Source organism: Pandoraea sputorum (genome assembly GCF_000814845.2).
GTDB classification, from domain to species: domain Bacteria; phylum Pseudomonadota; class Gammaproteobacteria; order Burkholderiales; family Burkholderiaceae; genus Pandoraea; species Pandoraea sputorum.
The window spans coordinates 3669399-3691381 of sequence record NZ_CP010431.2 but is presented as its reverse complement, the minus strand read 5'-3'; the positions used below and the strand labels follow the sequence as shown (position 1 = coordinate 3691381).

At 64.2% G+C, this 21983-nt stretch carries 18 protein-coding genes and 1 tRNA gene; 16 read left to right on the top strand and 3 right to left on the bottom strand.

Going from position 1 to position 21983, the window contains the following annotated elements:
* The first annotated feature begins 8 nt into the window (after positions 1–8).
* The 6 genes from fdhE (at position 9) to NA29_RS16275 (ending at position 6498) form a co-directional block, all read left to right on the top strand.
* Positions 9–1040 carry a formate dehydrogenase accessory protein FdhE gene (fdhE, locus tag NA29_RS16300; protein WP_084103824.1) on the top strand — a complete coding sequence of 344 codons (1032 nt, stop codon included), beginning with the start codon at positions 9–11 and terminating at the stop codon, positions 1038–1040.
* Positions 1040–2497, top strand: coding sequence for an L-seryl-tRNA(Sec) selenium transferase (selA, locus tag NA29_RS16295; RefSeq protein ID WP_224786844.1), 1458 nt, complete (start codon positions 1040–1042; stop codon positions 2495–2497). Before fdhE ends, selA begins: the two co-directional genes overlap by 1 nt.
* Positions 2494–4413: a selenocysteine-specific translation elongation factor gene (gene selB, locus NA29_RS16290; RefSeq protein WP_039399601.1), complete on the top strand. Its 1920-nt coding sequence runs from the start codon at positions 2494–2496 to the stop codon at positions 4411–4413. Before selA ends, selB begins: the two co-directional genes overlap by 4 nt.
* A 94-nt stretch (positions 4414–4507) precedes the next feature.
* A tRNA-Sec gene (locus NA29_RS16285) sits at positions 4508–4603 on the top strand.
* Between the two features lie 100 nt (positions 4604–4703).
* Positions 4704–5594 carry a LysR family transcriptional regulator gene (locus tag NA29_RS16280; RefSeq protein WP_306592127.1) on the top strand — a complete coding sequence of 297 codons (891 nt, stop codon included), beginning with the start codon at positions 4704–4706 and terminating at the stop codon, positions 5592–5594.
* 130 nt (positions 5595–5724) lie between these two features.
* Positions 5725–6498, top strand: a complete 774-nt coding sequence (locus NA29_RS16275; protein WP_072633453.1) for a class II aldolase/adducin family protein — start codon at positions 5725–5727, stop codon at positions 6496–6498.
* Positions 6499–6586: 88 nt separating this feature from the next.
* On the opposite strand, the gene NA29_RS16270 is transcribed toward NA29_RS16275, so the two are convergent.
* Entirely contained in the window at positions 6587–7234 is a 648-nt protein-coding gene (locus NA29_RS16270; protein WP_039399597.1) for a LysE family translocator, read from the bottom strand.
* 212 nt (positions 7235–7446) lie between these two features.
* On the opposite strand from NA29_RS16270, the gene NA29_RS16265 reads away from it, so the two are divergent.
* The 4 genes from NA29_RS16265 (at position 7447) to NA29_RS16250 (ending at position 11641) form a co-directional block, all read left to right on the top strand.
* Complete coding sequence (locus NA29_RS16265) at positions 7447–8310, top strand: alpha/beta fold hydrolase (protein WP_039399596.1); 864 nt, start codon at positions 7447–7449, stop codon at positions 8308–8310.
* Positions 8311–8428: 118 nt separating this feature from the next.
* A complete protein-coding gene (locus tag NA29_RS16260; protein WP_072633312.1) occupies positions 8429–9175 on the top strand; it encodes a GntR family transcriptional regulator in 747 nt (248 codons plus the stop codon).
* Positions 9176–9248: 73 nt separating this feature from the next.
* A complete protein-coding gene (locus NA29_RS16255; RefSeq protein WP_039399595.1) occupies positions 9249–10553 on the top strand; it encodes a dicarboxylate/amino acid:cation symporter in 1305 nt (434 codons plus the stop codon).
* Complete coding sequence (locus NA29_RS16250; protein ID WP_039399593.1) at positions 10550–11641, top strand: threonine aldolase family protein; 1092 nt, start codon at positions 10550–10552, stop codon at positions 11639–11641. The genes NA29_RS16255 and NA29_RS16250 overlap by 4 nt, the downstream gene beginning before the upstream one ends.
* Positions 11642–11658: 17 nt before the next feature.
* Here NA29_RS16250 and NA29_RS16245 read toward each other — a convergent pair whose 3' ends face one another.
* Positions 11659–12450, bottom strand: a complete 792-nt coding sequence (locus NA29_RS16245) for an AraC family transcriptional regulator (protein WP_039399591.1) — start codon at positions 12448–12450, stop codon at positions 11659–11661.
* Positions 12451–12872: 422 nt separating this feature from the next.
* Between NA29_RS16245 and NA29_RS16240 the strand changes: the two genes are divergently transcribed.
* Genes NA29_RS16240 through NA29_RS16220 form a run of 5 tightly spaced genes read left to right on the top strand, consistent with a single transcriptional unit; the run spans position 12873 to position 18555 of the window.
* Positions 12873–13049, top strand: a complete 177-nt coding sequence (locus NA29_RS16240; protein WP_084103822.1) for a TonB-dependent receptor — start codon at positions 12873–12875, stop codon at positions 13047–13049.
* Positions 13049–13990: an ABC transporter substrate-binding protein gene (locus tag NA29_RS16235; protein WP_039403788.1), complete on the top strand. Its 942-nt coding sequence runs from the start codon at positions 13049–13051 to the stop codon at positions 13988–13990. The genes NA29_RS16240 and NA29_RS16235 overlap by 1 nt, the downstream gene beginning before the upstream one ends.
* Positions 13987–16071, top strand: coding sequence for a Fe(3+)-hydroxamate ABC transporter permease FhuB (gene fhuB, locus NA29_RS16230; RefSeq protein ID WP_095178462.1), 2085 nt, complete (start codon positions 13987–13989; stop codon positions 16069–16071). The genes NA29_RS16235 and fhuB overlap by 4 nt, the downstream gene beginning before the upstream one ends.
* Before the next feature lie 35 nt (positions 16072–16106).
* Entirely contained in the window at positions 16107–17780 is a 1674-nt protein-coding gene (locus NA29_RS16225) for a cyclic peptide export ABC transporter (protein WP_039399589.1), read from the top strand.
* On the top strand, positions 17773–18555 hold the full coding sequence (locus tag NA29_RS16220; RefSeq protein WP_052253281.1) for an ATP-binding cassette domain-containing protein: 783 nt from the start codon (positions 17773–17775) through the stop codon (positions 18553–18555). Before NA29_RS16225 ends, NA29_RS16220 begins: the two co-directional genes overlap by 8 nt.
* Positions 18556–18613: 58 nt before the next feature.
* On the opposite strand, the gene NA29_RS16215 is transcribed toward NA29_RS16220, so the two are convergent.
* Entirely contained in the window at positions 18614–19144 is a 531-nt protein-coding gene (locus tag NA29_RS16215) for a helix-turn-helix domain-containing protein (protein ID WP_257125702.1), read from the bottom strand.
* Between the two features lie 602 nt (positions 19145–19746).
* Between NA29_RS16215 and NA29_RS16210 the strand changes: the two genes are divergently transcribed.
* A complete protein-coding gene (locus tag NA29_RS16210; protein WP_052252990.1) occupies positions 19747–21933 on the top strand; it encodes a TonB-dependent siderophore receptor in 2187 nt (728 codons plus the stop codon).
* The last annotated feature ends 50 nt before the right edge of the window (positions 21934–21983 follow it).

Sequence of the window (21983 nt, the reverse complement as noted above, 5' to 3'; positions counted from 1 at the left end):
CGGCCACCTTGCAACGCATTCTCGAACCCGGACAGATCGAGTCCCTCGATCGCACCTCCATCCCCCGTCTGCGCATGCCGCAACGCGCCGAAGTCTTTTCGGCCCGTGCGGCACGCCTGCGCCAACTGGCCGACGGCCATCCGCTGGGCGATTACCTGCGACTGATGGCCGCACTGGTCGACGCGCAGCAACGCGTGCTCGACAATTTCCAGGCCGAGCGTCCGTCCCCCGAATCGATCGAACAGGCACAGCAGCACTGCATGCCGCTCGTCCCTGCGAGCGGCGGCTACGATGCCGGTCGCTGGCAGCCGCTGCTCACGCCGTTGCTCGACGCGGTGGCGTCGCAGCCCGGCGTGTCCCCGGCGGTAAAGACGGTGATCGATCGCGTGCGCGCGGCCGATCCGGCGTCGCTCGAAGCGGGCGCGCAGGCGTTGCTTGCGGGGCACGGAAAGGGCGTGGATGCGGCGAGCGCGCCGTTCCTGATGGCGGCGCTGCAAGTGCTCTGGACAGGCGTGGCCAGCACATTCGACGCAGGCGAAGTGCCGATGCTCGACGTGCCCAATGTGTGCCCGGTGTGCGGCACGTTGCCGGTGGCGAGCGTGGTTCGCATTGGCGGCGCGCACGAGGGCTATCGCTATCTGGCCTGTGGCCTGTGCTCGACCGAATGGCACATGGTGCGGGTGAAGTGCACGCATTGCGAAGCGAGCGAGCACGTGGCGTATCACGTCGTCGACACGGCGGGCGATGCCGCTGCCTCGGGCGAAGACGTGGCCGCAGCCGACGGCGGACTCCTCAAGGGCAAAGATGGGCGGCCGATGCTCGACGAAGCGGGCAAGCGCGTTGCATCGTCGCCCATCCGGGCGGAGTCGTGCGACGACTGTCATAGCTACCGCAAGATCTTCTATCAGGACAAGGACCCGTTCGTGGAGCCGGTCGCGGACGATCTCGCAAGCCTTGCGCTCGACGTGCTGATGGGCGAGGCGGGATACGCGCGCGCCAACGGCAATCCGTTGCTCTGGCAAAACGCCGAGGAAGCCTGATGAAAGACGCAAGCGGGGCAATGCCAGTGGCCGACGAGGGTCGCATGCGCGCCGGCGCGGCGGATCTGCCGTCGCTCGACCGCCTGTTGGGAATGTCCGAGTTGCAGACCGCCGTGGCCGACTTTGGACGCACTCAGGTGACGGCGGCGTTGCGTCGCGATCTCGACGAATGCCGTGCAGCAGCGCTTGCGGGCACGCTCTCGCACGACGCGTTGAGTCCGTCGGCATTCGGCGAGCGCATCAAGACGGGATTGACCGAGCGCAATCGCGCGACGCTGCGTCCCGTCTTCAATTTCACCGGCACTGTGCTGCATACGAATCTTGGGCGCGCGTTGCTGCCCGAGGCGGCCGTCGAATCGGTCGTGCAGGCGCTCACGACACCGGCCAATCTCGAATTCGATCTGGCGACGGGCGGGCGTGGCGATCGCGACGACCTCATCTCCCCGTTACTCTGCGAACTGACCGGCGGCGAAGCGGCCACGGTCGTCAATAACAACGCGGCGGCCGTGCTGCTGATGCTGGCGACGCTGGCGAAGCGTCGTGAAGTGGTGGTGTCGCGCGGAGAACTGGTGGAAATCGGCGGAGCGTTTCGCATCCCGGACATCATGACGCATGCGGGGGCGAAGCTCGTCGAGATCGGCACGACGAACCGCACGCATGCGGCCGACTATCGCAATGCCATCAGCGAGAAGACGGCGCTCCTGATGAAGGTGCATTGCAGTAACTACGAGGTGACGGGCTTTACCAAGAGCGTCGATGTGTCGGAAGTCGTGGAGATCGCGAAGCCGCACGGCGTGCCGGTGGCCGTCGATCTCGGCAGCGGCACGCTCACGCCGTTGGAGCGCTGGGGATTGCCGCACGAGACAACCGTGCAGGAGACGATTGCGGCCGGTGCCGATCTCGTCACGTTCTCCGGCGACAAGCTGCTTGGCGGGCCGCAGGCGGGCATGATTGTCGGCCGTAAGGACCTCATCGCAAAGATCAAGAAGCATCCGTTAAAACGCGCGCTTCGCGTTGGCAAGCTGACGCTCGCGGCGCTGGAGCCGGTGCTGCGTCTGTATCGCGATCCTGACCATCTGCCCGAACGGTTGACGACGTTGCGTCTCCTCACGCGCACGCGCGCCGAGATGGCGGCACAGGCGGAGCGGCTGGTGCCGGTGCTGACGAAGTCGCTGGGCGAGGCCTACACCGTGATCGCCGCGCCGATGGTCAGCCAGATCGGCAGCGGTGCCTTGCCCGTCGAGCAGTTGCCGAGCTACGGGTTGGCGATTGCCCCTGCGGGCGGCGGCAAGCGTGGCAGCGGCCGTGCGCTCGCAAAGCTCGAGGCGGCGCTGCGAGGCTTGCCTTATCCGGTGATCGGACGCATTGCCGATCAGACACTCTGGCTCGACCTGCGCTGCCTCGAGGCGCATGACGAAATGCGTCTTTCGCGTCAGTTTGAGGAGTTGCGCGCATGATCGTAGGCACCGCGGGTCACATCGACCACGGCAAGACGAGCCTCGTTCGCGCACTGACCGGTGTCGACACCGATCGTCTCAAGGAAGAGAAGGCGCGCGGCATTTCCATCGAACTTGGGTATGCCTACACACCGTTGCCGGATGGCGAGGTGCTGGGCTTCATCGACGTTCCCGGGCACGAGAAACTGATTCATACGATGGCGGCGGGGGCGGTTGGCATCGACTTCGCGTTGCTGGTGATTGCCGCCGACGACGGCATCATGCCGCAAACGCGCGAGCATCTGGCGATTCTGACGATGCTCGGTGTGAAGCGCGGTGTAGTGGCCTTGTCGAAGGCCGATCGTGTGGACGGCGCGCGTCTGGACGCCGTGACGCAAGAGATCTCGCAATGGCTCGCGAATACGCCGCTCGCGCAGGCCGACGTGGTGCCCGTATCGGCGACCACGCCGGGCGACGCCGGTGTGGCGACGCTGCGTGAGCATCTGACGCAGGCGGCCGACGCGTTGCGTGCGTCGGGCAATGCGATGCGTCGCGACGATGCGTTGTTCCGTCTGGCCGTCGACCGCGTCTTTACGTTGGCAGGGCACGGCACGGTCGTGACGGGCACCGCGTTCGCTGGCATGGTGCGCGTGGGCGACAACCTCACGGTCATGCCGCAGGGCTTGCCGGTGCGAGTGCGCAGCATCCATGCGCAGAACCGGCCGGTAGAAGCGGACAAGGCGGGCCGCGCGGGCGAGCGATGTGCGCTGAATCTGGCGGGCATCGAGCGTGATCAGCTTAAGCGTGGCGACTGGATCGTCGCGTCGGGATTGTCGTCGCCCTCCACACATGTGGACGTCGACATGCATTGGCTGGACGGCAGCGCGCCCCTCACGCAATGGTTTCCGTTGCATGTGCATTTAGGAACGACACATGTGCAGGCACGCACCGTCCTGTTGGGGGGCGACACGCTCGCCCCTGGCGCGTCGATGCGTGTGCAACTGGTCTTCGATACGCCCGTGTGCACGATGCCGGGCGATCGCTTCATCGTGCGCAATCCGCAGGCGACGGCAACCGTTGGCGGCGGACGCGTGCTCGATCCTGCGGCACCTGAGCGCAAGCGTCGTTCGGCGGGGCGTCTGGCGTGGCTGGATGCCGTAGCGCAGTACCTCGATGGCAACGGTCTGAGTGCATTGTTGACGCAGGCACCGTACGGGCTGACGAGCCAGCAGGTTGTGGCGATTACCGGTTTGCCTGCGTCGCAATGGTCGTGGCCGTCGGACGCCGTTGTGCTGTCGGGTGGTGAGGGCGAATCGCTGGCCTTCTCACCGCAAGCATGGGAGGCGATGCGTGCCCGAGTAGTGGCGTCGCTTGGCGACTATCACGCACGCATGCCCGACGAGCCGGGGCTCGATGCGGCGCGGCTTGGGCGCATGACGTGGCCGTCGCTGGAGGCCAGCCGCTGGCGCATCGTCGTGCAGGCGTTGCTGAGCGAAGGTGCGGTGACGCGTACGGGGGCGTGGTGGCATCTGCCGACCCATCGCGTCGAAATGACGGCCGAGGAGACGGCGTTGGCCGAGGCGTTGTTGCCGAAGGTGGCGCAGGGCCGGTTCGATCCGCCGTGGGTGCGCGATATGGGGCGCGACCTGAACGTGCCTGAGGAGCGCGTGCGTGCCGTGTTGCGCAAGCTTGCGCGTCAGGGGAGGGTGCATCAAATCGTGAAGGACCTGTTCTATGACGACGCGTGTGTGCAGGCGCTCGCGGACATCGTTGCGGAGGGCGACGGTCGGGTCGAGGCTGGAGCGTTTCGGGATGCGACGGGTCTGGGACGCAAGCGCGCGATTCAGATTCTGGAGTTCTTCGACCGTGCGGGATATACTCGCCGCGTTGGTGACCGGCATGTGCGGCGACCCGGGGTGGCGTGGGGCGCGGCGTAGCGAAGTTTGCCGGTCGCGGCATCAAAGGTGACGGTTTCGCGCGGTGCGCGGACGTCAACCTCATCATCGAGCAAGTGAAATTGCTTCGTCTGAAGGAAGGCATCCGTATCCGGTGATGCGGCCGGGCTTCAAACCCGGTTGGGGGCGTCAGACGCTCCCAGGTCGGTTCGACTCCGGCTGCTTTCCGCCATTTTCCGTTGCGTCTTGCGGTCTGGTTTGCGGCATTTGTCAGTAAGGATTCTTAGATATCGATTTCTCTTATGCCGCTAAGCCGACTAAATGCGCGTCAATTGGAAACGTTTCTCGCGATCGTGGACTGTGGGAGCATCGCGCGTGCGGCGGATCGGGTGTGCCTGACACCGTCTGCGGTGAGTCAGTTGCTCGGCGAGCTGGAGCGCGAAGTCGGCTTTCGGCTCTTTGACCGGACGACTCGCCGCGTCACGCTGACCGTCGCAGGCGCGGACTTTCTGCCTGCTGCCACCGCCGCCATGACGCAGCTCCACGCGGCAGAGCGGTCCGCGAAAAACATCCGGGACCGTGCATCCGGTGTCATCCGCGTGGGAGCGCCATTGGTACTTTGCGCGGCCGTGTTGCCCGACGCCATCGCGGCATATCGCGAACTCCATCCGAAGGTGACGATTCGACCAACGGACGTTGAAGTCGAGCATCTCGTGTCTTCGGTTGCCGACGGGGAAATCGATATTGCGCTTGGTCCGAATCAGCCACTGAGCGATCGCGTGAGTGCAACGCCGTTGTTCGAAAGTCCGTGGGTCGTCTGGTGTTCGCCCCGGCACGCGCTCGCGCGGTACGACGTCGTACCGTGGGAGGTGTTGCGGGAAACGGCCATCGTCGCCACCGGACGCGATCACGAGTACAGCGTCGCGCGCATGCTCAGCGATCAGCCTGAGGACAACCGCGTATTTCCCGTCGAGATCGTCGAGAACGTCACCACGGCATTCGGCATGGCGCGTGCCGGACTGTCGGTGACACTCGCGCCGGACTATGTGCAGGACTTTGCCCGCAGTCAGGACCTGGTCATGCGGCGCACCGGAAAACCGGAAACGATCCGGCAGATCTGTCTCTATCACGCCAAGGAACGCGAGCTATCTCCCGCAGCGGCCGGTTTCCACACCTTCCTCATTCGCTGGGTCGATGATTGGTATCGGACACTGACACGGTGATCCGAGATGTGCATCGACGCGCCGGATTTGCGCATTCGTAAGCGCCCTTAACGAATTCCTAAGCAGAAATCGCGAAGCGGGCAGTGGGGCCGCGTAGACTCCTTTGGGTGATCAGGAGACACGCAAAATCATGAAAAACGAATATTCCCCACATTCCGCCTTTGCATCGCTGACGCGACCGGACGGCATGAGCGACGCCGAATGGGCGGCGCGATGCGAACTGGCCGCCTGCTACCGCATTTTCGACTATCTCGGCTGGACTGAGCTGATCTACAACCACATTACGCTTCGCGTGGCGCACGCGAGTCCGGCGGCGTTCCTGATCAACCCGTTCGGTCTGCATTATTCGGAAGTGACGCCGCTGAATCTCGTCAAAGTGGACGGGCAGGGCAATATTCTTGGCGGCAGCGACTACCCGATCAATCCGGCTGGATTCACCGTGCACGCGGCGCTGCATCAGGGGTTGCCGGGGGCGCACTGCGTGATGCACACGCACACCACAGCGGGTGTTGCCGTCGCATGTTCCGCTGCGGGTCTGCGCAGCGACAATTTCTATAGCGCGCAATTGCAGGAACGTGTGGCGTATCACGATTTCGAAGGCGTGACGGTGCATGCCGACGAAGGGCCGCGCTTGCTTCGTAGCATCGGTGACAGGCAAGCGGTGATTCTGAGAAACCACGGTTTGCTCTCGTGGGGCGGCAGCATTCCGGAAGCATTCACCTATCTCTGGACGCTGAACCGCGCCTGCGAGATTCAACTGGCGACGAGCATGATGGGACCGTCTCTGGACATCGCACCCGAGATCACGGCGAAATGCGCGCGCGATGCGCTGCAATTCGACCCGGCCTACGGTGCCGGACGAGACGTCTTCGAGGCACTGGCGCGCATCGCACTCAAAGCGTAGCGCGACGTCGCAGATCTCCACATGCTGACCATGTGGGGCCCGCGGCGATGGACAAGCGCTTTCGGCCCTATCGCCGCATGCGATGCGTCTACTTCGACGTGCCGTTCGACGTCGCCAGCGCCGCGATACCCAGCCCCATGTACAGCAGGCTCGCGATGTACTTGCCGATCCCGGGCTTCTTGCTGCGGTTGGCGAGTGCGCGGCCGATGGTGCGCGCGAGGGCAGCGTAGGTCGTGTCGCTCACACCCCCCACGAGGACCAGCAACAGACCCAGCGTGACGATCTGCAGCGGCACATGACCGAGCGATGGCGTGACGAACTGCGGCAGAAACGCCGCGATGAAGAGGCCCGTCTTCGGATTGAGCAGATTGACGAGGAAGCCCTTTTTGATCGTCTCGCCGAGCGCACGGGATTGTGACTGCGGTGTGGCAGTCGTCCCTGCCGCCGACGGCTTGCTGCGAATGACCTTGATGCCCAGATACACCAGGTAGCCCGCACCCAGCAACTTGATGGCATTGAACAGCCACGGTGACGCCAGCAGCAGCGCCGTGAGACCGGCCGCGGCGAAGCTCACGTGCACTAGCGTGGCGAGCATCACGCCGAAGCAAGACGCGAGGCCGAAGCGAAAGCCCTGACTGGCGCTCGTCGTCGAAATGTAGATGGTCGTCGGACCGGGAATCGCCACCATGATGAGCACGGTGGCGAGAAAGAAGGGCAGTACGTGAAGGTCGATCATGCCAGGACACACGGGACGGATAGAGGGGCATCGTAACACCCGGCACGTGGTCGGTTCAGACTTGCGTGAGCGTTTTCGGACGAATGCTCAACTCTCAATTGCCATCGCAACGCCGCGTTGAATGTCAGGCGTCCGTGCGCGGCCTTTCCTTACGTCTTCGCAAGCAGGAATCGGGATACAGTGACCGGTCATCTCACCCCCTCTTCATCACCATGAACATCATCAAGTCGTCGTTCAAACCGCTAATGGCCATGCTGGGCTTAGTGGCAGCCCTGCAAGCTGCGCCATCCATGGCAGCCGAGTTGTGGCAGACGTTGCCGCCGACCCCGGCTCCGGCCAAATTCGACCGCACCGGCTTCGCCAATGTAAACGGCATTCGCCTGTACAACGCCGAGGTCGGCAAGGGTAGCCCGGTGCTGCTGCTGCACGGTGGTCTGGCGAACTCGGACTATCTCGCCAAACAGGTCGAAGCGCTCAAGGCGCACCACCTCGTGATCGCCGTCGACACGCGCGGGCACGGACGCAGCACGCGTGACGACCGTCCTTACGGTTATGACCTGATGGCCGACGACGTCATCGCGCTGCTTGATCAACTCCACATCAAAAAAGCCGACGTCGTGGGTTGGAGCGATGGCGCGATTCAGGGCATCGACCTCGCGATCCGCTATCCGGACCGTGTGGGCAAGATCGTGGCGTTCGGCGTGAACACCAACACGGACGGCCTGAAGCCGGACTTCGACAAGAACCCGGTGTTCGCAGAGTTCATCAAGCGTGCGGCCAACGACTACGCGAAGCTCTCGTCCACACCGAAGGAGTACGAGGCCTTCCTGAACCAGATCGGCAAAATGTGGGAAGGACAGCCGAACTGGACCGACGCCCAACTGAAGACGATCAAATCGAAGGTGCTGATCCTCGACGGTGAGCACGACGAAGGCATCAAACTCGAACACAACATCTACATGGCGCATACGATCCCTGGCGCACAGTTGATGATCCTGCCGGGCGTCAGCCACTTCGCGTTCATTCAGGACCCGAAGATGTTCAACTTCGCGATTACGCATTTCCTCGATAACTGAGGCAATGGTCTAGCCGGAGGCGAAGCGCCCAGCTTCGCCTCATCGTTTACCCGCAAACACACCCCTCTCGCCGTTTTTGTCATTGACCGGCAAATTGTTTTTTGCTGGTATACCAGTCATGAACCAGACCCAACGCACCCCGGCCCTGAGCGAATCGGCTTACAGCGCCATTCGCAACCTCATCGTTTCCGGCGAAATCCGCGCGGGCGAGGCGCTGTCCGAGCGCGCGCTCTCGGAGCGTTTCGGCATCAGCCGCACGCCCGTGCGCGAAGCGATTCGCGCGCTCGCCAACGACGGCCTGCTGGAGATCGTGCCGATGCGAGGCACCTTCGTGCGTCAGTTGTCGGTGCGGGATCTGAGCGAAATCCACGAAGTGCGCCTCGCCCTCGAAGGCATGGCCGCATGGCTTGCGGCGCAAAAGGGCGTGACGCCCGCGCTCGAAGAAGTCGCGGTGCGCCTGCGTGCGCTCGACGCACAGGGGGACGACGGCATTGAACTCGACGTCGACATTACCCAGCGTGTTGGCTGGCAGTTCCACGAAGCGATGTTCGCTGCGGCCGACAACGTCCGGCTCACCGAGACCTATCACGCGTTGCGCACCCAGAACGGTCTGGCGCTGCAACGCATTCCGCATTACGACGCCGAGCGTACCCGCACCGCCGTTCGCGAACACCTCGCGATCTTCAATGCCATCGCCGCCGGGCGTCCCGAGGAGGCTCAGCGTCATGTATGGGACCACCTTACGCACGCCATGCAGGCCCGCTTGCAGGCCCTCGTTCCTCCTGCGGCGCCGTCCACGGTGCCTGCCGCGCTGTCGGCGGTGGCACCCGCTGCGCCACCCGCAAGCAAAGGCCGCAAGCGCTGAATACCTCGCGACACGTGATTCCGTGTCCGCCCAGATGAGCCGCAACGCCACGTAATTTCCGGAGATAGTCGTCATGTCGTCAAGCACTGCCAGCAAGAAGAAGCGCCTCCTTCCGTTACCCATTCAGATGCTGATCGGTCTGGCGCTGGGCATCGGCTGCGGCATGGTCGCCCCGGCGCTCGCCACGAAGCTCATGCCTGTGGGCACCGCGTTCGTGCAAGCCGTGAAGATGATCGTCGTGCCCCTCGTCTTCACGGCGATCACGCTCGGCATCTATCAGATGGGCCACAACGCGCGTGCCCTCGGCCGTGTCTCAGCCATCAGCCTGATCTACTTCTTCATCGCGACGCTCGTCTCGATCGTGATCGGACTCGGCCTGAACGCGATCTTCCACCCCGGGCTCGGCGCGAATCTCGCGGCGGCGCACGCGTCGGCAAAGCCGATTGCCGCCTCGGTGGACTGGACCAAGTTCTTCCTGGAGATGATTCCGTCGAACATCTTCGCAGCGATGAGCGGCAGCAATCTGCTGCCGGTGCTGGTCTTTGCCGTGCTGCTCGGACTGGCACTGTCGTCTATCGGCGCGCGTGCGAAGCCGCTCGTCGGCGTGCTCGACGCGCTCATGGGCGCAGTGTTCAAGCTCACCGACTGGATCATCTCGCTCTCGCCGCTGGCGATTTTCGCGATCATCTCGTGGCTGTTCGCGACGCAGGGCATCGGCACGATTCTCGCGCTCGTGAAACTCGTCGGCACGATGTACCTCGGCCTTGGCGTGCTGCTGGTGCTGTTCTGGATTCTGCTCAAGGCGATTGGCGAAAAGCCGTGGGCGACGACGCGCGCCATCAGTGAGCCGGTGATTCTCGCGTTCGCCACGCGCTCGTCCGAAGCCACCCTGCCGTTGCACATGGAAAAGCTCATCGCGATGGGGGTGCCCAAGGCCATCGCCTCGGTTGTGCTGCCACTGGGCTACGCGTTCAATCGCGATGGCTCGATCATGTACTTCGCGCTGGCCGTCGGCTTCCTTGCCGATGCCTACCACGTGCCGCTCGACATGCCGACGCTGCTCTCGATCGTGCTCGTCACCACGCTTGCCAGCAAGGGCAGCGCGAACGTGCCCTCGGGCGGTCTGGTGGCGATTGCGATGGTGCTCACGACTATCGGCGTGCCCATCGAAGCACTCGCGATCATCGCCGGTGTCGATGCTTTCCTCGATATGGGCCGTACTGCGATCAACGTTTTCAGCAACACCGTGGCCATCAAGCTCGTCATGAAGCTCGCCGGTATTCCGTATGAATCGCCCGAGGCCGTGCAAGCGGCGCTCGCCGCCGAGTCGGAAGCCACGCGGGCGGGCGGCCATGCCCACGGTCAGGAGTTTGCATGACCTCAGGCAATACCGAACGCTTCGTCGATCTGCGAAGCGATACCGTCACCCGGCCCACCGCACTGATGTGGGAGGCGATGCAAACCGCGTCGCTGGGTGACGACACCCTCGAAGGCGATCCGACCGTGCGCGCGCTGGAGCATCTCGCGGCGGTCGTCACCGGCAAAGAGGAGGCGATGTTCGTCGTCTCCGGCACGATGGGCAATCTGATCGCTTCGCTGTGCCACGCCACGCGTGGCGGTGAAGCGGTGCTCGACGCGCAGGCGCACATGGCGAAGTCGGAGGCGGGCGGCATGTCGCGGCTCGCGCATTTGTACCCGGTGCTCATTGGCTCGGTACACGGTGAGATGGATCTCGATCAACTGGCCGGGGCGTTGCGTCCCGGCTTTTCGCGCTATGGGCAACCGACGGCGATGGTCGCGGTCGAGTCCACGCACAACCACTCCGGTGGTTATGTACCGTCGTTGTCGTATCTGGCGGACGTTCACGCGCTCGCGTCGCGTGCGGGCGTGCCGGTCCATATGGACGGTGCGCGAGTGTTCAATGCGGCGGCGGCGCTGGGGGTCGACGTCGCTCAGATCACCGCGCACTGCGATAGCCTGACGTTCTGCCTCTCGAAAGGGCTTTCCGCACCGATGGGCGCGATGCTCGTCGGCTCGCATGCCATGATCGAGCAGGCGCGCACGTTCCGTCGCATGACGGGCGGTGGATTGCGTCAGGCGGGCATTATGGCCGCGGCGGGGAAAGTGGCGATGGAGACGATGGTTGCGCGACTGGCCGATGACAACGCGCGTGCGCAACGTCTGTGGGACGGGCTCGCGCAGATCGATCCGCAACTGGTCGACGCGGTGCCGTCTACGAGCAACATCGTGCGCTTGCGTGTCGGCGAGCAACGCGAGGCGAACCCGCGTGCGTGGGAGGCTGCGCTGGCGGAGTACGGCATTCTGGCGCGCGCGAGCGGCACGTCGATGCTGCGGCTCGTCACGCATCGCCATATCGGCGACGAGGATATCGACGAAACCATCGCCGCCATCGCGTCGATTCGCGATACGTTTGCGTCGCGCGCCACGCCACTGGGTGTTGCCTGATCCGGCGTTGATTCCCGTTAGCGTTCGGCCACCGCCAGATACTGTTGCGGCGCACGGCCGAACAGCCGCTTGAACATCACGATGAAAGCGCTCGGGCTTTGATAGCCGAGCGCGAGCGCTACGTCGCCGACCGACGCCCCGAGCGCCAGTCGCGTGATCGCCTCGGACGCCCGCATATGCTGACACCAGCGCCCGAAGGTCATCCCCGTCTCGTCTTTGAAGCGGCGTGCGAGCGTCTTGCCGCTCGCCCCCAGTTCTTCTCCCCAGCGTTCCAGCGAGTAATCGGTCGCGGGGGCCATCATCATGTGCTCGCAAATCGCCAGCAGCTTCGCGGAACTGGGCAGCGGCAGGCCGTGCTCGCCGGGCGCAGCCGCCTCGCGAAGCAATCGCAGGAGCAAAGGGATGGAGAGGGCGGTGCGACTGTCGGGTGCGTAGTGGAAACCGTCGGACAACATGTCGACAGCCAGTTCGCGCAGAAGCGGGCCGACGGTCAGCACGAGTGCGTTCGGCCACAGCCACGACACCGTGCCCGGCTCGATGCTGATCGTGCAGAACTGCATACGTCCGACCGCATGCAGTTCATGCGGCGTATTCGGCGGCAGCCAGAGCGCGCGCGACGCGGGCAGTGTCCACGTGTGCGCAGGCGTGAGCACGCGCACCACACCGCGCAGTGCCATCACCACGTGACCGTGTTGATGCTGATGCCACGGCTGGCGCTCACCATCCTCACATTCCATGCCCCCAAGCGTGACGTCGCGCGGCAAATGACGGCGCGTTTCCGGATAGCGGCGCAGCAGCAATTCCTTCATGACGACTTCCCAACCGGACCGATCCACTCGGTCAGATGACGTGCCGTTTGTCCCGCAACCCCTTGTGAGGTGGACCCGACACGCCAAAGCATAGAGAAAAAGACAAAAATTGTCCTTTTCTCAACATTTTTTGCGATTCACAGCAAAAGCATCCCCGGTATTCTACCAACTGTCATCGGGGTTCAGGTGGCAGATACAAGTGATAATGGTAATGCGTCTCATTTATTTTGTTTCATTCCATTGGAATGGCTCTGACGCGGGAAACGGACGTAAAGTGAAACGACATCACACGGGGAAGGCGACCCATTCGGACGGTGGGCGACGAATGACGGTCATGGCGGCAGTGCTCGCCGCAGCGGTATTCGGGCCGCACGCCGCGATGGCGGCGGACGCGGGCGAGACGTCCCGCTAACACGTTCGAAGTGCCGAGCCGGACACTGGTGGATGCCGCCGTGCACTACGACTGGCAGCAATGGCGCTTCGCCGTGAACGTCAGCAACCTCTTCAACCGCGAATACATCTCGTATTGCACATCGTCGTCGCTGTGCTACTGGGGCGCGACGCGAACCGTTTTGGGGACAGCCCGATATCAATGGTGATGCAACGACAATCGTTTGCCGCACGACGCCGCCTTCTGGCGGCGTTTGGCGTTGGTGCGATGGCACCGTTCATGGGGGCGGCGGGCGTGCTTGCGTCGCCTGTTGCGGCTCCGTCTGTGGGGGCTTCCACGCCTTCGGGCCGCATGCCGCGCGTGGTGGTACTCGACTGGGGGCTGGCGGCGCAGGTGCTGGCGTTGGGCGTGACGCCCGTGGGTGCGGCGCGTCCGTTCTGGTATCGCCTGCTCTCGGGCACGCCCGCTATGCCCGACGACGTCGTCGACGTCGGTCTCCTCTTTCAACCGAATTTCGAAGTGGTGCAGGCGCTGCGTCCCGACCTGATCGTCATCACGCCCGCGCACGCTGCGCTCGCCGATTCGCTTGCGCGTATTGCGCCGCTGTTCGTCGCGCCATCGCCCCATCCGCATGAAGACGGCTACCAGCTCGCGTTGCGTCGTGCGCGGGCACTGGGCGATGCGCTGGGGCGTCCAACGCAAACGTCGCACTTGCTGGCTACGACCGACGCGCATCTCGGTGAGGTTCGGGACCGCCTGACGAAGCACGGCGTCACACAACGCCCGGTGTATCTGATGAGCCCCATCGACACGCGTCTGACGAACGTCTTTGGCCGTGAGAGTGTGTTCGGCGGGACGCTCGCCGCTGTGGGGCTGACCAACGCCTGGCGACGTCCGAGCGATACGGAGGGCATGGCGCAGATCGATTACACGCAGCTCAGGGGGGATGCCTCGGCGCGCGCGATGTTGATCGGGGCGCGCCCCGGATTGCTGGGCATGCTCGGGCAAAGCCCGCTGTGGCAGGCGCTGCCGTTCGTGCGTGGCGCACGTGTCGGCCAGTTGCCGGTCATGTTGCCCACGGGGGGCACGCCCACGGCGGTGAAGCTGGCCGACGCGTTGAGCGTCGCCCTGACGGGAGGGGCGGCATGAGCATGGGAAATCCGCTTCAACCGATGACGGCGGGCAGGCCGCACGGGGCCACGACGGCCGTCGAGGTGCGTCATCTCTGGCGTCTGGCGACGATTGTCGGCGTGCCCGCGCTGGTGCTGGCCGTCGTCACATTGCTGTCGCTGCGCCCGGCGGGCGTCGACAGCGGCACGTTCTTCGCCGCCGTCTGGCACGCCATCACACATCCGACGCTGGACCCGAATGCATCCGCTTCGGCTGCTGCGATGTCGGGCCTGCTCGTGAACTACGCGTGGCTGCCGCGACTGGCGATGTCGGTGCTGGCCGGTGCCGGGCTTGCGCTCGCGGGCGTGATGTTTCAGAAGGTGCTGCGCAATCCGCTCGCCGAGCCGCTGACGCTCGGCGTGGCGTCGGGCGCTTCACTCGCGCTGTCGGCGGCCACGATCTGGCTGCCTGCGGTGGCCTTCGCTTGGCGCTCAGGCGTCGCGTTGTTCGGCTCGGCGGCGGCCATCGCTGTGGTGATGGCACTGACGTGGCGCAGCCGCTTCGCCCCCATCCCCGTGATTCTCGCGGGCATGATCGTCAACCTGTATTGCAGCGGCCTGTCGATCATGGTGTCGATGGCGCACGAACGCGCGCTTGTCGGTGTCTTCGCATGGGGGGCAGGGTCGCTCGTGCAAAACGGATGGCACGACTTCGGATGGCTGTTGCCCCGCGTGATCGTGGCCGTCGTTGCCGCGGCATTGCTGCTCAGACCGTTGACGCTGTTCACGCTCGACGACCGCAGCATGACTCAGCTCGGCGCGCGTGTCGCATGGATTCGCACCGCCGGACTGGTGGTGGCCGTGGCGCTCTCGGCCTGCATCATCAGTGTCGTCGGCATCATCGGCTTCGTCGGTCTGGCCGGACCGCAACTGGTGCGTCTCGCCGGTGCACGACGTCTGCGCGACCAACTGGTCTGGGCGCCGTTCATCGGTGCTCTCATGCTGATGCTGACCGACCAGCTCGTGCAGTGGCTGCCGCTGTTCGACGGTGCGTCGTTGCCGACGGGTGCTGCCGCTGCGCTGTTTGGCGGACCGCTGTTGCTGTGGCTCCTGCGCCGCACCCGAGCCGGAGAAGTGGCGAGCGCCGATGCCGTGCCGCCCGCGCGCGCGCGTCGTCCGTTCCGATGGCTCGCGTTGGCGCTTGTGTTCGGGGTCGCGCTCGTCTGGGTGACGCAGCATCTCGGGCGTTCGTTCGACGGCTGGGAGTGGGCGACGAACGCGTCATGGGTATCGATCTCGCAATGGCGGTTGCCGCGCATGCTGGCGTCGGCTGCGGCGGGTGTCGCACTGGCGCTGGCGGGCACGCTGTTGCAACGGATCAGCGGCAATCCGATGGCCAGTCCCGAACTGCTGGGCGTGAGTGGCGGCGCGATGCTGGGTGTGCTGATCGTGACGTTCGCGATGGTCGGAGCGTCGGCGTCGACACTGTTCGTTGCAGCGTTCGCAGGCGCTGCGCTCAGTCTCGCGGTCATGCTCACGCTCTCGCGCAAAGGCGGTTTCTCGCCAACGCGGATGTTGCTCGCGGGTGTGGCGATCTCCGGCATGGCGCAATCGCTGGTGGCCATCGGGAGCGCGAGCGGCACGGCGAATGCCTTCCTGCTGCGCTCGCTGACGCTTGGCCTCACGTACATCGTCGGTCCCGGCATTGCCTTGGGCGCTGTCGTCGCCTCGTTGGTGGGGCTGTTGCTGACTTGCCTGGCATCGCGCTGGCTGGATCTGCTGCCGATGGGCGACGCAACGGCGAGCGCCGTAGGCGTGAACGTGCGGCGTGCGCGCCTGTGGATGTGGTGTCTGGCCGCGACGCTCAGCGCCGTGGCGACGCTTGTCGTCGGTCCGCTGTCGTTCGTCGGTCTGCTCGCACCGCATCTGGCACGCATGGCCGGGTTCGGCAAGGCGCGCTCGCAGGCCGTCGCGTCGGCCGTGTCCGGTGCGTTGCTGATGATCGCCGCTGACTGGCTCGGACGCAATCTGCTCTTCCCGCAACAACTCCCGGCGGGTGTGCTGGCGATGCTGATCGCCGCGCCGTATCTGCTCTGGCACCTGCGTCGACAGGTGGCGTGACATTCCCGACATCCCCATAAAAACAGAGATCTCTTATGCCCTTGTTCTGGCAATTGGTACGTGCGTCTCGATGGCCGTTGGCCATTGCGTTCGCCGGTAGTCTGATCAGCGGTTTCGGCAACGCCGGTCTCGTCGCGCTGATCAATCGTGCGCTGACGGCGCCGCGCGACCATCTGGGCACGCTCGGCATGCAATTTCTCGGCCTTGGCGTGATCGTGCTGGTCACGCGCGCGCTGTCGCAAACGCTCTTCATGTCGCTCGGTCAGCGCGCGAAGGCGACGTTGCGCATGCAGGTTGTGCGTCGCATCGGTGCTGCCCCCTACGCGAGTCTTGAGAAGCACGGCATTGCCCGCGCGATTGCCGTGCTCACGCAGGATCTCGATACCATCGTCGTCCTGTTCGTGAACCTGCCGGTGCTGGCGATGCAGGGCGCGGTGATCGCCGGATGCCTCGTGTATCTCGGCTATCTGTCGTGGCAGATTCTGCTGTTCGCCGTGGTGACGATCTTCATCGGCGCAGCGGGATTTCGTTTTGCCAACCAGCGCGCGCTGCTGCATCTGCGTAGCTCGCGCAAGCGTGAGGAAGCACTGGTGAAGGACTTCCGCGCATTGTTCGACGGTGCGAAGGAGCTCAAGCTGCATCGTGCCCGGCGCGACGCCTTCATCGAAGACCGTCTCGCAAGCAATGTCGAGGCGGTACGTGTACAGCGCACGCGCGGTTACGTGCTGTACGCGGCGGCGGCCAGTTGGGGCAGCTTCATTCTGTTCGCTTTCATTGGCCTGACGCTATTCGTGGTGCTGCGTCACGTCGACCTGCCACCGCAGGTGGTGTCCGGCTACGCGCTCGTGTTCCTGTACATGATCATGCCGATCGAGGGCGTGCTCTCGGCGATGCCGTCGCTGGGCAGCGCACGCGTCGCGTTAGAGCGTATCGCACAGGTCGAGAACGAACTGCCGCGCGAACGGCTACCTGCGCCGGGCAAGCGCGAGGCGTCGGCATTTCACGAGATCGTGCTCGAAGGCGTCACGCATCGCTATTTCCGCGAGCAGGAAAACGAAGTGTTCACGCTGGGACCGGTGACGCTCACGTTCCGTCCCGGCGAACTCGTCTATCTGGTCGGCGGCAACGGGAGCGGTAAGACCACGCTGGCCAAGCTGATCGTCGGCCTGTATGCCCCGGAACAGGGTCGTATCGTGGTCGACGGCGTGCCGGTGGGCGACGCCGAGCGTGACCACTACCGTCAACTGTTCTCCGTGGTGTTCAGCGACTTTTTCCTGTTCGAACATCTGCTCGGCTTGCCGCCGGAGGGGCTCGACGCGCAGGCGCAAACGCTGCTCAAGTCGCTGCAACTCGACCACAAGGTGACGATCTCGGACGGACGCTTCTCCACGCTCGATCTGTCGCAGGGACAGCGCAAACGTCTCGCATTGCTGGTGGCGTATCTGGAAGACCGGCCGTTCTACGTCTTCGACGAATGGGCGGCGGATCAGGACCCGCTGTTCAAGGACGTGTTCTACCGCCAGATGCTGCCCGCGCTCAGGGCACGCGGCAAGAGCGTGCTGGTCATTACCCACGACGACCGCTATTTCGATCTGGCGGACCGCCTGATTCGTCTCGACTACGGTCAACTGCGTCAATCACGCGAACCGCAAGCCGACATCGAGGCCCAGGCCTCCAACGAACCTGCTTCACCGAATGCTCATGACTGATATCCCGATGTTCGCTTTGCAAGACGTTTCGTTCGCGGTGGAAGGGCGCACGCTGCTCGCACCGCTGACGCTGGAACTCGCAGCCGGACAGGTGCACGGGCTGATTGGCCACAACGGCTCGGGCAAGTCGAGCCTGATCAAGCTGCTCGCGCGTCAGCTTCAGCCGGTGAGCGGCAACATTGCGTTTGAGGGACGGGCGCTGACGTCGTGGGGCGCACGCGAGTTTGCGCGGCGTGTGGCGTATCTGCCCCAGCAGCCGCCCGCCGCTGCCGGAATGACAGTGTCCGAACTGGTCGCGCTCGGTCGTTACCCGTGGCACGGTGCGCTCGGACGCTTCGACGCCCATGATCACGAGGCCGTACAAAACGCGATGGCGCAGACGGACGTGCTCGGCTTTGCCGACCGTCTCGTGGAGTCACTCTCGGGCGGGGAGCGTCAGCGCGTGTGGCTGGCCATGCTCGTGGCCCAGCAGGCGCAGTGTCTGCTGCTGGACGAACCGACCTCGGCGCTCGATGTGGCGCATCAACTGGATGTCCTCAAACTCGTGCGCGAACTGGCCGACGCGCATGGCCTTGGCGTGGTGATCGTGCTCCATGACGTCAACATGGCCGCGCGCTTTTGCGACACACTGCTCGCGCTCAAGCAGGGCATGCCGATTGCGCGTGGCACGCCTGCGGAACTGATGTCGCCCGACACGTTGCAGACGATCTACGGCGTGCCGATGGGCGTCTTGCCGAATCCCGATGGCGGGATGCCGGTGAGCTATGCGCGCTGAATGATAGGCGCTGGATGAGGCGCGCCGAGTGCGCCGGAGGCGGACGCCAGAGTCCGGGTCAGGCGTCCGCGAGATAGCGTTGCGGGGAGCGCCCCGTGACCTGCTTGAACATGGCGATGAAGGCACTGGGGCTGGCGTAGCCGAAGGCGTCGGCCGTCGCCGCGACGGATGCGCCTTGTGCAAGCGTCGAAATCGCTTCGGACACGCGCAGATGCTGACGCCAGGTCACGAACGTCATACCCGTCTCCGTCTGGAACTGACGCGCGAGTGTGCGTCCGCTGACTCCGAACTGTTCCCCCCAGAAGTCGAGCGTCAGCTTGCTGGCAGGCTCGTTCATCAGGTGCTCGCAGATCGCTTGTAACCGCTCGTCCCTTGGCACCGGCACGCCCCGTTCGGGCACGGGGGCCGCGTCATGCAGCACACCCATCAGCGGCGGCACCGAGAGCGCCGCACGGCTCGTGGGGCCGTAGGTATCGCCGTCGCGGCTAACGGTCACCGCGAGTTCTCGAATCAGTGGTGTGACGAGGATGACCGTGGGACTGGTCCAGTCCCACGGGAACGCACGCGGCTCCATGTAGATGTTGCCCATCTGCCCGTCGCCGACTGCATGCAGTTCGTGCTCGATGTCCGACGGCAGCCAGAGTGCGCGCGAGGGGGCAACGTCCAGATGGCGGACGGCGTGAGCACGCGCACGATGCCGCGCACCGGGAACACCAGTTGGCCGTGTCGATGGCGATGCCAGATCAGCCGTTCGCCATGACGAAAGGGCGTGACCTGCGCAAAGACATCGCGCGGTAAGGGCCGTACGGCATTGGGAAATCGCTTGCGCAGGAAGTCACTCATGGGGGTAATGCGGGTCTCGCGTCAGGATGTAGCCAATTGGATGGCGATTGTCAAAAAATCGACATTTATTGTCGTCCTTACCTTTTTCGAACCCGATATTCTCCATAGCTATCAATGTGTTGTGCCGGATCATACGCAAATTTAGTAATGAGTCTCATTTGCGATATTTCCGCCAGTGTAGCGGGAATTGGACGGTAAGGCAGGACCGCGACGAGCACGACACAAGTGCCGCACAAAGCATACGAACGTTAATTTTGGATCGCCGGTAGAGCCCGGCAACAAGGGGAAGTGTTGTCAACGATGCAAACGAATCAGAATTCTCGCCGGACGCAAGCCGCACGGGGCCGCATGTCTGACGCACCGAGCGCAGTACAGTCGCAGAAGTTGCCGAAGTTTCACTTTGCACTGACGTCGGCTGCCGTCGCCATGTTGATGCTGAGCGCCGCAGAGGTCCATGCCCAGACGGCCGCCGCACCCGCGACGGATGCCAACGCAACTGCACCCGCTGCTGCGCTTCCGGCGGCGAACGTCACCGGTCAGCGCGATATCGTGCAAACCGAAGGTTCCGGCTCGTACGGATCAAGCATGACGACCATCGGCAAGATCCCTCAGGCGTTGAAGGACATTCCGAACTCGGTGTCGGTGGTCACGCGTCAGCGCATGGACGATCAGGGCATGCAGTCCGTCACCGACGCGTTGAAATACACCACCGGCATTTCCGCGCTGAAGTACGGCGACGGCTCGTATTACTTCAATGCGCGCGGCTATCCCGTTGGCGTAGAGTTCGATGGCGTGTCGATCCTGAACGGTATCCAGTACCAGCCGCAGTTCGATCTGTCGATGTACGACCGCGTGGAAGTGTTTCGTGGTCCGGCGGGCTTGCTCGACGGTACGGGTGAGCCGGGCGGCACCGTGAATCTGGTGCGCAAGCGTCCGGGCGATACGTTTGCGCTGCGCAGCGAAACGGGCTTCGGCTCGTGGGCGCATTACCGTCAGATGATCGACGTGACCGGACCGCTTAATCAGAGCGGCACGATACGCGGGCGCGCCGTGCTGACCGGCGATACGAGCAACGCCTCGGTGACACGCACCAACAACAGCAACTTCCTTGCATATGGCGCGCTGGAGTTCGACATCACGCCGCGTACGCTGCTGTCGCTCTCGGGCTCGTATCAGGTCAACTCGCTCAACGGGTTCGACTACGGCCAGTCGTTGCTGCTCAATCGCGGGTTCCTGAACGCCCCGAACAACAGCAATTTCGCGCCCGACTGGAACCATACGTGGACGTCGATGCAGGAGGTCAACGCGCGGCTCGATCACCGCTTCGATGGCGGGATCGTGTCGTCGACGACCGTCAACTATCGCCACATCCTGAACAACAGCCGCTACGCCTACCTCGGACCGGGGATCGATCCGGTCACCTACAACGCCCGGTACTTCGCGCAGATTCAGCGCGTCGAGCAGAACATGCTGGGTGTCGACTCGCACGTCTCCGGTCCGGTGGAAGCGTTCGGCCGCAAGCATGAGTGGATGGTCGGCATGAACTATCAGCTCTCGCAGCAGCGCAGCCTCTCGGGCGGCCAGACGATGGGCGTGTTCAATATCTTCTCGCCGCCCTCGATCCAGCCGCCGCTGGCGCTCACCTCGGGCGATAACCTGAATACGCAGCAGTTCGGCGTCTACGCACAGGCGCGCGTGCGCGTGCTCGACCCGCTGACCGTCGTGCTGGGCGGACGTGAAGCGTGGTATCAGCAGCAAGCGCAGAACACGCTCCCGACGGCAACGCCGTGGAGCACTTCGTCGAGCGCGAACCACAAGTTCATTCCGTACGGCGGCGTGGTTCTGGCGCTGACGAAGCAGATCAACGCGTACTTCAACTACGCGAAGATCTTCTCGCCGCAAACGGCGACCACGTTCGACGGGCAGGGCTTGCCGCCGCGTGACGGGCAACAGTACGAACTCGGCGTGAAGGGCGAATTCCTCGATGGTCGCCTGACGGCGAACGTCGCGGCCTTCCGCATGACGGACACCAACCGCGCAGTGGCCGACCCGTTCCACCCGCTGGGCTCCGTCGCGGCGGGGGCGGCGCGTAGTCAGGGCTGGGAAGCGGAGTTGACCGGCCAACTGACGACCCACTGGAACGTCTATGCGGGCTACACGCTGCTCAATACGCGCTACGACAACGATCCGTCGCTCGGCGGTCAGACGCTCGATGGCGAAGAGCCGCAGCATCTGTTCAAGCTGTACACGACGTATAAGTTCTCGCCGAACCTGCTCGGTGGCTGGCTCGACGGTCTGCGCGTGGGCGGTGGCGTGCGCATCCAGAGTTCGACGTATCGCACGGCGGGTTCGGCGCAGGGCGGTTACGCGGTGTGGGACGCGATGGTGGCGTTCCGCTTCAATCGCCGTCTGGAAGCGCAGTTGAACGTGAACAACGTGTTCAATCGCGATTACTACGAGCGCGTGCCGTCGACATTCTTCGGCACCTATGGCGACCGACGTAACGTGATGCTCACGCTGCGCGCCGACTACTGATCGCCGCGGGAAGCGACCGTGCGGGGCTGGCGGGAAGGTATCGGCAGCCC

Coding starts and splice junctions, on each gene's coding strand:
- NA29_RS16220 (WP_052253281.1), top strand. CDS start 17,773: ATGACTGATATCCCGATGTTCGCTTTGCAAGACGTTTCGTTCGCGGTG.
- NA29_RS16250 (WP_039399593.1), top strand. CDS start 10,550: ATGACCTCAGGCAATACCGAACGCTTCGTCGATCTGCGAAGCGATACC.
- fhuB (WP_095178462.1), top strand. CDS start 13,987: ATGAGCATGGGAAATCCGCTTCAACCGATGACGGCGGGCAGGCCGCAC.
- selB (WP_039399601.1), top strand. CDS start 2,494: ATGATCGTAGGCACCGCGGGTCACATCGACCACGGCAAGACGAGCCTC.
- NA29_RS16225 (WP_039399589.1), top strand. CDS start 16,107: ATGCCCTTGTTCTGGCAATTGGTACGTGCGTCTCGATGGCCGTTGGCC.
- NA29_RS16270 (WP_039399597.1), bottom strand. CDS start 7,234: ATGATCGACCTTCACGTACTGCCCTTCTTTCTCGCCACCGTGCTCATC.
- NA29_RS16275 (WP_072633453.1), top strand. CDS start 5,725: ATGAAAAACGAATATTCCCCACATTCCGCCTTTGCATCGCTGACGCGA.
- NA29_RS16235 (WP_039403788.1), top strand. CDS start 13,049: ATGCAACGACAATCGTTTGCCGCACGACGCCGCCTTCTGGCGGCGTTT.
- NA29_RS16265 (WP_039399596.1), top strand. CDS start 7,447: ATGAACATCATCAAGTCGTCGTTCAAACCGCTAATGGCCATGCTGGGC.
- NA29_RS16215 (WP_257125702.1), bottom strand. CDS start 19,144: ATGGGCAACATCTACATGGAGCCGCGTGCGTTCCCGTGGGACTGGACC.
- selA (WP_224786844.1), top strand. CDS start 1,040: ATGAAAGACGCAAGCGGGGCAATGCCAGTGGCCGACGAGGGTCGCATG.
- NA29_RS16210 (WP_052252990.1), top strand. CDS start 19,747: ATGTCTGACGCACCGAGCGCAGTACAGTCGCAGAAGTTGCCGAAGTTT.
- NA29_RS16260 (WP_072633312.1), top strand. CDS start 8,429: ATGAACCAGACCCAACGCACCCCGGCCCTGAGCGAATCGGCTTACAGC.
- NA29_RS16245 (WP_039399591.1), bottom strand. CDS start 12,450: ATGAAGGAATTGCTGCTGCGCCGCTATCCGGAAACGCGCCGTCATTTG.
- NA29_RS16255 (WP_039399595.1), top strand. CDS start 9,249: ATGTCGTCAAGCACTGCCAGCAAGAAGAAGCGCCTCCTTCCGTTACCC.